This is a genomic window from Bradyrhizobium sp. I1.14.4, from assembly GCF_050435825.1.
In the GTDB taxonomy this organism is placed as follows: domain Bacteria; phylum Pseudomonadota; class Alphaproteobacteria; order Rhizobiales; family Xanthobacteraceae; genus Bradyrhizobium.
This window is the reverse complement of record NZ_JBNDLA010000001.1, coordinates 73,032-86,181: the sequence shown is the minus strand read 5'-3', so window position 1 is coordinate 86,181 and position 13,150 is coordinate 73,032. Positions and strand designations below refer to the sequence as shown.

Below are 13,150 nucleotides of genomic sequence, written 5' to 3'. Positions count from 1 at the left end.
GCTTGCGGGCAAGGGAACGCCGCCAAGAAAACGTCACTAAGGGCGGCCGACGACGAGAAGCGCCCAATGCTCGACAAGACGGACGATATTTCGGTCGCCACCGACAATTGGCTTGTGCAGTTCGAGGATGCGCTCGCGAGCCTCGACGATGTGCTGCTGAAGCCGCTATTCCACCCCGACAGCTACTGGCGCGACGTGCTGGCGCTGAGCTGGAACATCCAGACTGTCAATCGTGCCTTTGCGATCATCGAGGAACTGCGCGCGCATGCGCGCCGCAGCGCGCCGCATGACTTTCGCATCGATGCCGAGCGCGCCGCACCGCGGCGGGTGATGCGCGCCGGCACCAATGCGATCGAGGCCATCTTCAAATTCGAGACCGCTGTTGGCCGCGGCCACGGCATCGTGCGGCTGATCCCCGACGCCGCCGACGGCGACCGGCTGAAGGCCTGGACCTTGCTGACGGCACTCGAGGAGCTGAAGGGCTTTGAGGAGCAGCAGGGAAACACCCGGCCGCGTGGGAAAGCCCATTCCCGCGACTTCCGCGGACCCAACTGGCTCGACCTGCGCAAGGCAGCCGCCGAATATGCCGACCGCGAGCCCGATGTGCTGGTGGTCGGCGGCGGACAGGCCGGACTTGCGATCGCCGCACGGCTGCAACAGCTCAAGATCGACGCGCTGATCGTCGACCTCGAGGCGCGCGTCGGCGACAATTGGCGCAAGCGCTACCACGCGCTGACCCTGCACAATCAAGTTCAGGTCAATCACCTGCCCTACATGCCGTTCCCGCCGAACTGGCCGACCTACATCCCGAAGGACAAGCTCGCCAACTGGTTCGAATCCTATGTCGACGCCATGGAGCTGAACTTCTGGACCGGCACCGAATTCCTGGGCGGCAGCTATGACGACGCGGAAGGGCATTGGGCCGTCGAGTTGCGCCGCGCCGACGGCACGACCCGGAAGATGCGGCCGCGCCACGTCGTGATGGCAACCGGCGTCAGCGGCATTCCCAACCTGCCCGATATCCCCGGCTTGACGAATTTTTCCGGCAAGGTCCTGCATTCCAGCCGCTACGAGGACGGCGAGAACTGGACCGGCAAGCGCGCGCTGGTAATCGGCACCGGCAACAGCGGCCACGACATCGCCCAGGACCTGTATTCGTCCGGCGCCGAAGTCACGCTGGTGCAGCGCTCCTCGACGCTGATCACCAATATCGAGCCGTCGGCGCAGCTTGCCTACGCCGCCTACAATGAAGGTTCGCTCGAGGACAACGATCTGATCGCGACCTCGATGCCGCTCGCGCTCGCCAAGCGCAGCCATGTGCTGATGACCGAGCAGTCGAAGGAACTGGACAAGCCGCTGCTCGACGGCCTCGCTCGCAAAGGCTTCAAGCTCGATTTCGGCGACGGCGGCACCGGCTGGCAGTTCAAGTACCTCACCCGCGGCGGCGGCTACTACTTCAACGTCGGCTGCTCCGATCTCGTCGCCAGCGGCGCGATCGCGCTGAAGCAGTTTTCCGATATCGAGACCTTCGTGAGCGAAGGCGCACGGCTGAAGAGCGGAGAAGTGGTTCATGCCGACCTCATCGTGCTCGCGACCGGCTACCGGCCCCAGGAAGAGCTGGTGAAGAAGCTGTTCGGCGAGGCGATGGCGGCGCGGGTCGGCCCGATCTGGGGCTTTGGCGACGGCCAGGAGCTGCGCAACATGTACACCCGCACACCGCAGCCCGGCCTGTGGTTCATCGCCGGCAGCCTCGCGCAATGCCGTATCAACTCGCGCGCCCTCGCGCTGCAGATCAAGGCGATCGAGGCAGGCCTGTTGCCGCGCGACGTCGGGCCGGTGGCGAAGCTTTCGTAACCGCTACCACTGTCGTTCCGGGATGCGCGAAGCGCAGACCCTAATGCGCAATTGCGCATTATGGGACCTCGAGATTCCGGGCTCGATGCTCCGCATCGCGCCGAAATGACGATCTTGGAGAGAGGCCTTATGCCAACCATGCTGGGCACCGGCGAGCATCGCTACCGCGTCGTCGAGAATTTCGCGAAACTGCCCGACGGCTGGAGCCTGACAGACGTCGCCTCCGTCGCGGTCGATAGCAAGAACCGCGTCTATGTCTTCAACCGCGGCGAACATCCGATGGTGGTGCTCGACCGCGAGGGGAATTTCATCCGGAGCTGGGGCGAAGGCGTATTCTCCCGCGCGCACGGCCTGCATATCGACGCCGACGACAATCTTTATTGCACCGACGACGGCGACCACACCGTGCGCAAATGCTCTGTTGACGGCAAGGTGCTGCTGACGATCGGCATCCCGTACAAGCCGGCGCCGTTCATGAGTGGCGAGCCGTTCCATCGCTGCACCCATACGGCGCTATCGCCGAGGGGCGAGATCTATGTCTCCGATGGCTACGGCAATGCCTGCGTCCACAAATACACGCCGGATGGAAGGCTGATCAAAACCTGGGGCGAGCCCGGCACCGATCCCGGCCAGTTCAACATCGTGCACAACATCGCGACCGACGCCGACGGCTGGGTCTATGTCGCCGACCGCGAGAACCACCGCGTCCAGGTGTTCGACGGCAACGGCAAATACGAGACGCAGTGGAACAATCTGCACCGGCCCTGCGCCCTATGCTGCTGCTCCGGCGGCAAGCAGCCGAATTTCGTGATCGGCGAGCTCGGCCCCGGCATGGCCGTCAACCGCAAGGTGCCCAATCTCGGCCCGCGGCTATCGATCGTGGATCACAAGGGCAAGCGCATCGCCCGGCTCGGCGGCGAGCACGGCCCCGGCGTCGAGACCGGAAAATTCCTGGCGCCGCACGGCATCGCGCTGGACTCGCGTGGCGACATCTATGTCGGCGAGGTCGGCGTCACCGACTGGAAGACCAGCTTTCCGGATACCGAGATGCCGGCCGCGGTTCGCGTGACACGATGTTTGCAGAAGTTGGAGCGGGTGGTGGTGTAGCGTTGAACCCCTATTTGTCCCTGTCATGCTGAGGAGCACGGAACCAACGTCTCGAAGCATCGACGGCCCCGCCGCCGCGGCTTGGCCGTGCATCCTTCGAGGCTCGCTTCGCGAGCGCCGCAGGATGATGGGTCGAAAAGCGCGCGCCGGAATCAAATCTCGCCGATCACCTCGCGGCGGCGCTGCTCGGATTCTTCCGCATAGCGCCGCATGGCGTGCGCTTCGGTGAGCAGGCCGATCGGCCGCCGGTCACCCTCGCCCTCGATCACCGCGAGCGACTCCGCTTCGGCCGCGTCGAACACCGCGATCGCCTCCTGCACGTTCATGGCGGGATGCAGCACCACGTCGGCGTAGCGCAAAATGGCGCCAAGCCCCTTGCCGGCCTCGAGATCGGGCGCGTGCGCTTCCGCGACCAGCGCGAGCCCTGCATAATGCCCCTCGTCGTCGATCGCGACGACCTGGGTCTTCGAGCCGGGCGGGAATTTCTCGCGGAACGCCTCGATCGGTATCGCGGCTTCGACCGTCGTCATGTCCTGCCGCATCATCTTGCCCACCGTGAGATCGCGGATCCAGCCGATGTCGGCGGCGCTCCGGATGGACTCTCCGCGCAGATGCAGGCGCCAGGTCGCGAACGAATAGCCGAACAGCTCGCGCGTGATCGTGGTCGAGATGATGACCGCGACCAGCACCGCGGTGGTGAGCCAGAGATTGCCGGTGGATTCCAGCGCGATGAACGACATCGTCAGCGGACCGCCGATCACCGAGGCCGACAGCGCGCTCATGCCGATCACCGCGTAGGCGTTGGGATCGAGGTTCAGCCCCGGCCACACAATGTCGACGCCGGCCGCGAACAGCCGGCCACCGAGCGCGCCCATGAACAGCGTGGCAAAGAACAATCCGCCGCGGAAGCCGGAGCCGAGCGAGACGATCGAGGCAACCGCCTTCAACGCGAACACTCCCGCGATGAAGGCGAGCGGCATCGCCACAATGCCGGCGAATCGCAGCGCGCCATGGCCCGAGGACATCACCTGCGGCGTCAGCAGCGCCATCGCGCCGACGGCAAGCCCGCCGAGCGCCGGCCGCAGCGGCGGCCACAGCCGCGTCTTGGCGAGCAGCGCCTCGCACAGCGCCACCCCGCGCATGATCGCTATGCCGGTCAGGGCTGCGACCATGCCGAGCAGCGCGGCAATCGCGAGATCCCGCCCGAGCACGTCGCCGACGGTTCCAACGCCGACGCCGAGCGGCAGCGGCTCGAAGGCATGGGCGACGAAGTAGCCGGTCACCGCGGCCACGCCCACCGGGGTCAGGCTCGCCGGCGTGTAGCCGCCGATCACAAGTTCGAAAGCATAGAATGCGCCCGCAAGCGGCGCGCTGAAGGCGCCGGCGATTGCCGCCGCAGCGCCGCAGCCAACCATGATTCGCTGGTCGTTGCGGCGGAGGTGAAAGCCGCGGCCGAGCGAGGCGGCGAGGCCGCTGGCCAGCTGGGTATAGCCGGCCTCGAGCCCGACCGAACCGCCGACGCCGCTCGACCAGATCGTCTGCAGCGCCACGATCACGCTGCCACGGAACGACATCCGCCCGCCATAGAGCGCGTTGGCCTCGATCGGATCGATCTCGCGGGCCGGCCGGACCCGGAGCAGCAGAAGGAACGCAAATCCCAGCAGCAGACCGCCAACCGTGGGAACCACGAGCGCGCGCACGGGATCAATGCTGGGCTGGCTCGACAGCCGGTCGCCCAGCGGCAGATTGAACAGCACCGCGTGCAGCACCGTGACCATGCCGCTCATGACCGCCACCACGAGGCCGCCAATGGCGCCGATCAGCACCGCCAGCACCACGAGGCTCGTTTCGTGCGCGCGCACGAATGCGCGCAGCCGGCGCGGCGCCTCGAGATAGTTTGACGTTGTGGTCATCGGCGGGGTCCGTCACTGGCCGACAGGGCCTTGCGGCTCCCTTTACGGGCCTCGCGGGCGGGAGGCAATCGGGGCAGGAACATGGCAGGGCATGGCGGATAAGCCGCTCATTGCTCTTCACAATCCCGTCACGCTGCCTGTAGTATGTGAGTGCATGCTGCTTCGCAGCTAATGGGAGTCAGGAGCGTTATTTGAACGCACATGTCTCGCAAGGCGGTTGGCCGGTGCTGGTCTTGAATGCGGACTTCCGGCCGCTGAGTTATTACCCGCTGTCGCTCTGGTCCTGGCAGGACGCGATCAAGGCGGTGTTCCTCGATCGCGTCAACATCGTCGAATATTACGACCGGGCGGTACGAAGTCCTTCCTTCGAAATCCAGTTGCCGAGCGTCGTATCCCTCAAGTCCTTCGTCAAGCCGACCACCCACCCCGCCTTCACCCGGTTCAACGTTTTCCTGCGCGACCGCTTCTCCTGCCAATATTGCCTGTCGGGCGACGACCTCACCTTCGATCACATCGTTCCGCGCAGCAAGGGTGGCCAGACCACCTGGGAGAACGTCGTCGCCGCCTGCTCGCCCTGCAATCTGCGCAAGGGCAATCTGACGCCGCAGCAGGCCAAGATGTTTCCGAGGCAGTCACCCTACGCCCCGACCGTGCATCAGCTCCACCGCAACGGCCGGCTGTTTCCGCCGAACTATCTGCACGAGAGCTGGCTCGATTATCTCTATTGGGATACTGAGCTCGATCCGTAGAGCGTGGCGGCGCGCGCCGTCGTCATCCACCTCACAGAGAATGCAAGCTACACGGCTGTTGTCTGGACTAGGTCGGCTGCTTGGTGAGGGCAGCTTCCCCTTCTTCGCGTCCGGGAACGCTGACGTGGACTTCGTGCCCCATCCTGATCGCCAGTGCAGCGGCGGCCGCCGCGGCCTCGAATGCAGCTTCCTTGGTGGCGTATCCAGCATTGAGATTGCCGTCGTGCAGGACGCCCCATTCCTCGCCGGCTGCAATCACCGCGTATTGAGCCAGTCCCATTGTCTCCTCCTTGCGCAAGCGGCACGGCCTCACGCCTCATTCCGCTCGTATCGCTCACGAACGACTTGTTCGCCTGCCTGCACCGCGCGCCGGTTGCGAAAGTGGTATTGAAGGACGCAGAAGATCAAAGCGGTCAGGAGCACGAGCGCTCCGACGCCGTAGATGATTTCGAGGCCCATATCCATTCGGTCTCTCCAAGCGTTGCCGCCAGCGCATTACTGCGTGTTCGATTCATGCCACTTTTCCAGATCCGGCTTCTCGTCTCCGGAACGCTGCTCCTTCTCGGGATTGCCCTTCCAGGGCTTGTCGGTTTGCGCGTGGGAACCCCAGTCGCTCGGGCGCCCGGGATCCTGCGTCACAGTTTTTTTCTTCATGTCGATCTCCTCAAGTGCAGAAGCATCTGCGTCTCGATGAGTTCCTAACGCGCCGCGTTCATGGTCCCCCGGCAACCGAGCCCGCGATCACCATGACCAGCGCATCGAGGTCGATCGTGCCGCTGACCGACAGGTCCCCGGCTTCCTGTACGCGGAGCAGATCCGGCCGGTCGGCCGCCTGCCGCTTCAACTCGCCGATGATCGAATCCCTGAGTTTCTCTTCGAGCATGTTCGACACTGTTAGCCCCCTATGATTGGACCTCGTCGCGACCATGCACCTGCGCCGGCGGTGCGGTGGCTTCGATCGCCGTGAATGGCTCCAGGATGCGATAGCTATGCTCCGACCCGGCGGGCACGAGCCAGGAATCTTCGGGCTGCAGGCGGACGGGCTGCCCTTCCAGGGTCAGCTCCGCGAGGCCGCCCACGACATACCCGACCGTCTCGTAGTCTCGCCGGTCGGCAGCGCCCTGTTGTGGCCTTTCTTTGTCCCAGAGGCGCATTGCCACACGCTTGCCCGATACGAGATAGGTCTGGCTCATCGCTCCCTTCGGCGCGGTACTCACCGCAACTTTCTTGATCGTGCTGTCATTCATGGGGTTCTCCAATCGCGATGGCTCACGGACCGTCAGAGCCGGCCCGAGGCGCTGACGCGCCACACCGTGTTGCCGACATCGTCGGCGATCAGAAGGGCGCCGGACTTGTCGATCGCCAATCCAACCGGACGGCCGCGGGACTTTTGGTCCTCGCTCAGGAAGCCGGTTACAACATCCTGCGCAGGTCCGTTCGAGTGTCCATCGGCGAACGGCACATAGACGACCTTGTAGCCATTGAGCTGCGGCCGATTCCAGCTGCCATGCTCGCCGATGAACGCTCCGCCCCGATAGGACGATGGCAGCTTGTCGCCGGTGTAGAACGCGAGCCCCAGCGGCGCGACATGCGAGCTCAGCGCATAGTCCGGGACGGTGGCCTTAGCGACGAGGTCCGGCCGCTGCGGCTGCACCCGCGGATCGACGTTCTGGCCGAAATAGCTGTAGGGCCAGCCGTAGAAACCGCCGTCCTTTACCGATGTCAGATAATCGGGCACGAGGTTCGGACCGATCTCGTCGCGCTCGTTGACGACGGTCCATAGCGCGTGGCTCTGCGGTTCGAAGGTCAGACCATTCGGATTGCGCAGCCCGCTGGCGAAGATCCGCCAGCGGCCGGTGGCGCGCTCGACCTCGAGGATCGCCGCCCGGTTCTTCTCGGCCTCGATTCCATTCTCGGTGATGTTGCTGTTGGAGCCGACACCGACATAGAGCAACGCACCGTCCGGGCTTGCCACCAGGCTCTTGGTCCAGTGGTGGTCGATCGGACCGCCCGGAAGCTGGGTCAGGGTCTGACCCGGCTCGGTGATCTTGGTGTCGCCCTCGTGATAGGGGTATCGAACGATTGCATCGGTGTTCGCCACATAGAGATCGTTGCCGACCAACGCGACGCCGAACGGCGAATGGAGGTGGTCGAGGAAGACGCTCTGCATCTCCGGCTTGCCGTCGCCATTGCTATCACGCAGCAGCGTGATGCGATTGCTTTCGCCGGTGTCACCGCCTGAGGTCGCCCACGACTCCACCCATTTCATGATGAAGTCCTTTGGCCGCTTGATCGGCTCGGTCCCCGGCGCCTTGGATTCGACAACCAGGATGTCGCCATTGGGAAGCACATAGAGCGAGCGCGGATGCTGCAGGCCGGAGGCAAGCGCATTGATCTGCAAACCGTCCGGCACGCTGGGCTTCTCGCCCTGCTTCCATCCGACCACCGGAGCGACGTGCATCGGTGGCATCAGATATTGCTGCAATGCCGGCAAATCAGGACGTGCGCCGATCTGGGTTTTCGGATCAGGCGCCGCCTCCTTGCTGCAGCTTGCCAGGCACAGACCGACCAATAACAGCGTTGCAACTTTGATGTGAGGGATATTGGTCAGATCGATCCGCATCAGCCCGCCACTCCGATCCGATAGCGATAAACCATGTCCCAGCCGAGCCAACCCGTGACCAGCATCACGAGGACGGTCAGCGCCGACAGCACGAGCCCGGTCGGCACCACCGATGTCCAGGCATCGCGGCTGTGGATGAAGGCATTGAACAGCGCGAGCAACAGCACCACGACGTTGCCCGCCATGTGAAACCATGCATATGGCACGCCGCGGATCAGCCGATTGCTCAGGAAATCGACCAGACCGGCGATCGCAGCGAAGCCGCCCATGATCAGCCCTGCAAACAAGAGCCAAGCCGAAAAATTGGCCCACATCATCTCGGCCGTCGCCCAATATGCAATATCCGTTACCAGCGTTCCGACGAAGCACGCGATCGGAAACGGCACCAGCATCGGATGGATGGCGTGCATGCCAACCCTCGCCGTCGATGCCGGATTGACCGACTTCGTGGTGACCGTCGCGACCTCTTGCATCTGCGCGCCTCCGAAAGTGGCCTCAACAACGCCCTCGGAGCGAGGTTCCTATGCACAGCCGGCCCGGCATCGACACCAATTTAGGAACGAAGCTGCATCGGCGGCGTCGGGATAGAGTTATGACGAGCAGGACGCCAACCATGGTCCGAGAAGGTCCCGCTGAACCAGCTCCCGCCAGCACCGCGGAGACGACGCAAGGAAGGCAGATGCGTCCTTACGGCATGATGATCACGTCCGCGGTCATTGCACTCGCGATCATCGTCATCGTCTACGTCCTGATGCGATAGACGAGGATCGGCGCGAGCACGGCCCGCAGACATGCGGGCTATCCCGCGCAACCTCTACCCTGAGAGCGTTTCGAGGGTCGGGCCGCTATGCGTATTGCGGCATGTGGCGTTGCGCAGAAATACCAAGCCGCGGTGGCTTCGTTCCTCGGCGGCATGCGTTCATGGAACATGCGTCACCGCCAAGCGAACTCCTCCTCCGCACCCCCCGTTTGTGGCCGCTGCCGGCCGTGAACTTCTTCATGGCAGACATGCAGGCCGGGATTGGACCATTCGTCGGGTCTTCCTCCTGCTACACGGCTGGACCAGGCGGCTTGATCGGGACTGCCCCAACGCTCGGCAACGTCGCCGGCATGCTGATGTCGCAAAATCTTTTAGGCCGTCGCCCGGTCGCAGGTTGCGACATCGATCGCGGGTGCAGCGATCCCCGCTCCAGACTGCATTCGCTTTTGCGTGATCATCAGGGTATTTAGTTGCAGCCTAATAGTTTGTATCCTATCTAATTTGCATGCCCCCTTCGCAATCCCATGTCCACGCCGAGATCGGTCGCCTGATCAGCATGCTGGCCCGGATCTGGCGTCGCGAGTCGGATCAGGCGCTATCCGATCACGGCCTGTCCTACGCCATGGCGATTCCGCTGCTGGTGCTGTCGCGGCAGGGGGAAAACGTTCGCCAGGGCGTGCTGGCCGACGAACTGGGCATCGAGGGGCCTTCGCTGGTGCGGCTGGTCGATCTGCTCCAGTCTGAAGGCTTGGTCGAGCGTCGCGAGGACCCCACCGATCGCCGCGCCAAGACGCTGCATCTCACCACGACCGGCGAAGCCAAGGTCGAGGAGATCAACCGGGTGCTGCGCCGGGTGCGGGCCAGCCTGCTCAAGGATATCGGCAGCGAGGAACTTGCGGTAACCTTCGAGACGCTCCAGCGCATCGAGCAGCGGGCAAGCCGCCTTCAGGACGCCAAGACTGCTCCAGCCAAGACTGCTCCAGAGGCGAAATAGTCATGCGCGAGGAAGAGCCGTTCCTGGTCCGCCACGCGGACCTCATCTTCGCGTTGAAGACGTTCGCCGCGTCGATGCTCGCACTTGTTATCGCATTGGCGATCGATCTGCCGCGCCCCTATTGGGCGATGGCGACGGTCTATATCACCTCCCAGCCGCTGGCCGGCGCGACCAGCTCGAAGGCGTTCTTCCGCGTGATCGGCACCCTGGTCGGCGCGAGCATGACGGTCGCCCTGGTGCCGAACCTAATCAATGCGCCGGAGCTGCTGTGCCTCGCGATCGCGCTTTGGGTCGGACTCTGCCTTTATCTGTCACTGCTCGACGGCACGCCGCGCAGCTATGTCTTCATGCTGGGCGGATATACCGTCGCACTGATCGGCTTTCCGTCGGTGACCGACCCGGGCAGCATCTTCGACATAGCGCTGGCGCGGGTTGAGGAAATCTCGCTCGGCATCATCTGCGCGAGCCTGGTGTCGACCGTGATGTTTCCCCGTAGCGTCGCGCCGGCGGTCGGCGGCCGCGTCAGGAGCTGGCTGTCGGACGCGCGCCGTCTGTCCCGCGACGTGCTGCTCGATCGCGGGACCAGCGAGACGCGACGGGCCCAACGCCTCCGTCCTGCGACCGACATCGTCGAGATCGATACGCTGGCGACCCATCTCGCCTATGACCGGCTGGCCGACACCGGCACCGTGCGTGGCCTCGGCGAGATCCGGCTGCGTATGCTGATGCTGTTGCCGATCATCACGTCGATCGAAGACCGGCTTGCCGCACTCGGCGAGGTAGCGTTGCAAAGGCAACCGGAGCTACGGCGCGTGATCGACGATCTTGCCGCGTGGATCGTGGACGAGGATCGCCAGCGGCAATCCGGCGAGCAGATCCGCGCTGCGATCGCCGAGCGGCAATCCGCGCTCGACGGCGTCGCGCCGCGGGAGCGCATCATCACGATCAGCCTGCTGCTCCGGCTACGCGAGCTTGTCGACATCTCGGCCGACTGCCGTGCGGTGAGCGATGCGATTGCCGCGGGCCAGGATGTCTCCACCGTCCCGCTGGCGTTCCACCCGGAGTCGGGGGCGGCGCCGGTCCGTCATCGCGACCACGGCATGGCGCTGTGGTCGGCCGCGGGGGCGGCGGCGGCCATCCTGATCTGCTGCGGCCTGTGGATTGCGACCGGCTGGGCCGATGGCGCCTCGGCGCCGATGATGGCGGCGGTCGCCTGCTCCTTCTTCGCCGCGCAGGACGAGCCGGCGCGCAGTATCCGGGCCTTCGGCCTGTTTTCGCTGGTCGCGATCGTCGTCGTCGCGATCTATCAGTTCGCGCTGGTGCCTGGCATCTCCCATGTCGAGGTTCTGATCGCCGCGCTGGCGCCGACCTTCCTCTTGTACGGCTTCCTGATCGCGCGGCCCAAAACCGCGCCGATCGGCATGGCGCTCGCCGCCAACACCGCGACGCTGCTCGCGCTGCAATCGACCTACAGCGCGGATTTTGCCAGTTTTGCCAACACGTCCGTTGCCTTCTTCCTCGGTGTTGTCATCGCGGAGATCGTGACGCGCATCGCGCGCGGCGTCGGTGCCGAATGGATCGCCAAGCGGCTGATGATGTCGAGCTGGCAGACGCTCGCGGTCGCGGCTGAGCGGCGCGGCCACGGTGATCGCGCGCAGTTTGCCGGTCTGATGCTGCATCAGCTCGGACTATTGGTACAGCGCATCGCCTTCATCTCCGAGAGCGACCGCCGCGACGCCGACAGCCTGATCCAGCTGCGCGTCGGGCTCAACATCATCGACCTCAGGCGGGCCCGTTACGGCCTCGTCGCATCGACCGTGCGTGCCATCGACGACATGCTGGACGAATTCGCGGCGGCGTTTCGTGCCCATGCGAAGGAGGCAATGCCGGCCGAATTGCTCACATGCATCGATGCGGCGCTGACCGCGGTCGTCAAGGATCCCAATGTGCGCGCACGGGACGATGCATTGCTCGGCCTCGTCGGCATCCGCCGCGGCCTGTTTCCGGATGCACCTGCGTATCGATCGCAGCCCGAGGAGAGTTTTGCCGCATGAGATATGAGCTCGACATTTACGGAGTGCTCGTGCCGGCGCTGCTGCTGTGGCTCATCGTCGCCTACGCGCTGAGCGCGGGAATCAGCCGGATCATGCAGCGCTTCGGGCTCTACCGGCTGGTCTGGCATCGCGCGCTGTTCAACTTCGCACTGTATGTATGCCTGCTTGGCGTCGTCGTTTATCTTTCGGAGTTTCTGCCATGAAGGGAAATTTCGCCTGGCTTGGCCGGGTCGCGCTGACCGCCATTGCGCTCGTTGCCGCGCTCGCCGTCGCTCACGCGCTCTGGGTCTACTATATGGAGTCGCCATGGACCCGCGACGGCAGGGTTCGCGCCGACGTGGTTCAGGTTGCTCCCGACGTATCCGGCTTCGTCACCGATGTGCTGGTCAAGGACAATCAGCAAGTGCATCGCGGCGACATCCTGTTCCGGATCGATCGCGCACGCTTTGCCCTGGCATTGCAGCAGGCCGATGCGGCGGTCGCCGGCCATCGCGCGACGCTGGATCAGGCTGACGCCGACCTCAAACGCTATAGTGCGCTGACCACCGATGCGGTGTCGCAGCAGAAACAGGAGCAGGTTCTGGCCACGCAGCTGCAGGCCAAGGCCGCCTATGACCAGGCTGTCGCCGATCGCGCGGTCGCCCAGCTCAATCTGGATCGCAGCGAGGTGCACGCGTCGGTGAACGGCACCATCACCAATATGGACCTGCGACCCGGTGCCTACGTCACCGCGGGCAAGGGCGTGATGGCGCTGGTCGACACCGACACGCTGCACGTGGAAGGCTATTTCGAGGAGACCAAGCTCGCGCGGATCCGTGTCGGCGACAAGGCGCAGATACGGCTGATGGGAGAGCCGGTCCGGCTCACCGGGCATGTCGAGAGCATTGCGGCCGGTATCGAGGATCGTGACCGCGCGGCAGGCGCGAGCCTGCTCGCGAACGTCAATCCGACCTTCAGCTGGGTTCGGCTCGCGCAACGCGTCCCCGTGCGCATCGCGCTGGATCACCTGCCGGATCGCATCGCGCTGGTCGCCGGCCGTTCGGCGACGGTCGAGATCATCGACTAGGAACTCGCCGCCGGGATCAAGCCGGCCATC

General features: G+C 64.6%; 16 protein-coding genes. 8 read left to right on the top strand and 8 right to left on the bottom strand.

Going from position 1 to position 13,150, the window contains the following annotated elements:
• Nucleotides 1-66: 66 nt before the first annotated feature.
• The gene (locus tag ABIB78_RS00375) at nucleotides 67-1,854 is read left to right on the top strand and encodes a flavin-containing monooxygenase (RefSeq protein ID WP_429020211.1); all 1,788 of its coding nucleotides are present in this window, start codon (nucleotides 67-69) and stop codon (nucleotides 1,852-1,854) included.
• 129 nt (nucleotides 1,855-1,983) lie between these two features.
• Nucleotides 1,984-2,961, top strand: coding sequence for a peptidyl-alpha-hydroxyglycine alpha-amidating lyase family protein (locus ABIB78_RS00370; protein ID WP_429020209.1), 978 nt, complete (start codon nucleotides 1,984-1,986; stop codon nucleotides 2,959-2,961).
• A 152-nt stretch (nucleotides 2,962-3,113) separates the two neighbouring features.
• Here the strand turns inward: ABIB78_RS00370 and ABIB78_RS00365 are convergent, their stop codons facing one another.
• Nucleotides 3,114-4,874 (bottom strand): chloride channel protein, encoded by a 1,761-nt coding sequence (locus ABIB78_RS00365; protein WP_429020207.1) that lies wholly within the window; start codon nucleotides 4,872-4,874, stop codon nucleotides 3,114-3,116.
• A 191-nt stretch (nucleotides 4,875-5,065) separates the two neighbouring features.
• Here ABIB78_RS00365 and ABIB78_RS00360 point away from each other — a divergent pair, with 191 nt between their 5' ends.
• The gene (locus tag ABIB78_RS00360; protein WP_429020205.1) at nucleotides 5,066-5,623 is read left to right on the top strand and encodes an HNH endonuclease; all 558 of its coding nucleotides are present in this window, start codon (nucleotides 5,066-5,068) and stop codon (nucleotides 5,621-5,623) included.
• Between the two features lie 67 nt (nucleotides 5,624-5,690).
• Here the strand turns inward: ABIB78_RS00360 and ABIB78_RS00355 are convergent, their stop codons facing one another.
• From ABIB78_RS00355 to ABIB78_RS00325, 7 genes are read right to left on the bottom strand one after another with little or no spacing between them, the layout of a single operon-like run.
• Nucleotides 5,691-5,903, bottom strand: coding sequence for a hypothetical protein (locus ABIB78_RS00355; protein WP_429020203.1), 213 nt, complete (start codon nucleotides 5,901-5,903; stop codon nucleotides 5,691-5,693).
• 29 nt (nucleotides 5,904-5,932) lie between these two features.
• Nucleotides 5,933-6,088: a hypothetical protein gene (locus tag ABIB78_RS00350; RefSeq protein WP_429020201.1), complete on the bottom strand. Its 156-nt coding sequence runs from the start codon at nucleotides 6,086-6,088 to the stop codon at nucleotides 5,933-5,935.
• A 30-nt stretch (nucleotides 6,089-6,118) separates the two neighbouring features.
• The gene (locus ABIB78_RS00345) at nucleotides 6,119-6,277 is read right to left on the bottom strand and encodes a hypothetical protein (protein ID WP_429020199.1); all 159 of its coding nucleotides are present in this window, start codon (nucleotides 6,275-6,277) and stop codon (nucleotides 6,119-6,121) included.
• 58 nt (nucleotides 6,278-6,335) lie between these two features.
• Nucleotides 6,336-6,515, bottom strand: a complete 180-nt coding sequence (locus tag ABIB78_RS00340) for a hypothetical protein (RefSeq protein WP_429021563.1) — start codon at nucleotides 6,513-6,515, stop codon at nucleotides 6,336-6,338.
• Nucleotides 6,516-6,525: 10 nt separating this feature from the next.
• Complete coding sequence (locus ABIB78_RS00335; protein ID WP_429020197.1) at nucleotides 6,526-6,870, bottom strand: cupin domain-containing protein; 345 nt, start codon at nucleotides 6,868-6,870, stop codon at nucleotides 6,526-6,528.
• Between the two features lie 32 nt (nucleotides 6,871-6,902).
• Nucleotides 6,903-8,246 carry a PQQ-dependent sugar dehydrogenase gene (locus tag ABIB78_RS00330; RefSeq protein WP_429020195.1) on the bottom strand — a complete coding sequence of 448 codons (1,344 nt, stop codon included), beginning with the start codon at nucleotides 8,244-8,246 and terminating at the stop codon, nucleotides 6,903-6,905.
• Complete coding sequence (locus tag ABIB78_RS00325) at nucleotides 8,246-8,719, bottom strand: DUF2231 domain-containing protein (protein WP_429020193.1); 474 nt, start codon at nucleotides 8,717-8,719, stop codon at nucleotides 8,246-8,248. The genes ABIB78_RS00330 and ABIB78_RS00325 overlap by 1 nt, the downstream gene beginning before the upstream one ends.
• A gap of 140 nt (nucleotides 8,720-8,859) precedes the next feature.
• Here ABIB78_RS00325 and ABIB78_RS00320 point away from each other — a divergent pair, with 140 nt between their 5' ends.
• From ABIB78_RS00320 to ABIB78_RS00300, 5 genes are all read left to right on the top strand, one after another.
• Entirely contained in the window at nucleotides 8,860-9,006 is a 147-nt protein-coding gene (locus ABIB78_RS00320; RefSeq protein ID WP_429020191.1) for a hypothetical protein, read from the top strand.
• A gap of 505 nt (nucleotides 9,007-9,511) precedes the next feature.
• A complete protein-coding gene (locus ABIB78_RS00315; RefSeq protein ID WP_429020189.1) occupies nucleotides 9,512-10,000 on the top strand; it encodes a MarR family winged helix-turn-helix transcriptional regulator in 489 nt (162 codons plus the stop codon).
• 2 nt (nucleotides 10,001-10,002) lie between these two features.
• Nucleotides 10,003-12,054 carry an FUSC family protein gene (locus ABIB78_RS00310; protein WP_429020187.1) on the top strand — a complete coding sequence of 684 codons (2,052 nt, stop codon included), beginning with the start codon at nucleotides 10,003-10,005 and terminating at the stop codon, nucleotides 12,052-12,054.
• On the top strand, nucleotides 12,051-12,257 hold the full coding sequence (locus ABIB78_RS00305) for a DUF1656 domain-containing protein (protein ID WP_173639069.1): 207 nt from the start codon (nucleotides 12,051-12,053) through the stop codon (nucleotides 12,255-12,257). The genes ABIB78_RS00310 and ABIB78_RS00305 overlap by 4 nt, the downstream gene beginning before the upstream one ends.
• On the top strand, nucleotides 12,254-13,120 hold the full coding sequence (locus ABIB78_RS00300; RefSeq protein WP_429020184.1) for an efflux RND transporter periplasmic adaptor subunit: 867 nt from the start codon (nucleotides 12,254-12,256) through the stop codon (nucleotides 13,118-13,120). Before ABIB78_RS00305 ends, ABIB78_RS00300 begins: the two co-directional genes overlap by 4 nt.
• The last annotated feature ends 30 nt before the right edge of the window (nucleotides 13,121-13,150 follow it).

Bases quoted from the DNA above. Each gene is read 5' to 3' on its own strand.
- ABIB78_RS00300 (WP_429020184.1), top strand. From the start codon at position 12,254: ATGAAGGGAAATTTCGCCTGGCTTGGCCGGGTCGCGCTGACCGCCATT.
- ABIB78_RS00310 (WP_429020187.1), top strand. From the start codon at position 10,003: ATGCGCGAGGAAGAGCCGTTCCTGGTCCGCCACGCGGACCTCATCTTC.
- ABIB78_RS00365 (WP_429020207.1), bottom strand. From the start codon at position 4,874: ATGACCACAACGTCAAACTATCTCGAGGCGCCGCGCCGGCTGCGCGCA.
- ABIB78_RS00350 (WP_429020201.1), bottom strand. From the start codon at position 6,088: ATGGATATGGGCCTCGAAATCATCTACGGCGTCGGAGCGCTCGTGCTC.
- ABIB78_RS00305 (WP_173639069.1), top strand. From the start codon at position 12,051: ATGAGATATGAGCTCGACATTTACGGAGTGCTCGTGCCGGCGCTGCTG.
- ABIB78_RS00370 (WP_429020209.1), top strand. From the start codon at position 1,984: ATGCCAACCATGCTGGGCACCGGCGAGCATCGCTACCGCGTCGTCGAG.
- ABIB78_RS00355 (WP_429020203.1), bottom strand. From the start codon at position 5,903: ATGGGACTGGCTCAATACGCGGTGATTGCAGCCGGCGAGGAATGGGGC.
- ABIB78_RS00335 (WP_429020197.1), bottom strand. From the start codon at position 6,870: ATGAATGACAGCACGATCAAGAAAGTTGCGGTGAGTACCGCGCCGAAG.
- ABIB78_RS00315 (WP_429020189.1), top strand. From the start codon at position 9,512: ATGCCCCCTTCGCAATCCCATGTCCACGCCGAGATCGGTCGCCTGATC.
- ABIB78_RS00375 (WP_429020211.1), top strand. From the start codon at position 67: ATGCTCGACAAGACGGACGATATTTCGGTCGCCACCGACAATTGGCTT.
- ABIB78_RS00330 (WP_429020195.1), bottom strand. From the start codon at position 8,246: ATGCGGATCGATCTGACCAATATCCCTCACATCAAAGTTGCAACGCTG.
- ABIB78_RS00325 (WP_429020193.1), bottom strand. From the start codon at position 8,719: ATGCAAGAGGTCGCGACGGTCACCACGAAGTCGGTCAATCCGGCATCG.
- ABIB78_RS00320 (WP_429020191.1), top strand. From the start codon at position 8,860: ATGGTCCGAGAAGGTCCCGCTGAACCAGCTCCCGCCAGCACCGCGGAG.
- ABIB78_RS00345 (WP_429020199.1), bottom strand. From the start codon at position 6,277: ATGAAGAAAAAAACTGTGACGCAGGATCCCGGGCGCCCGAGCGACTGG.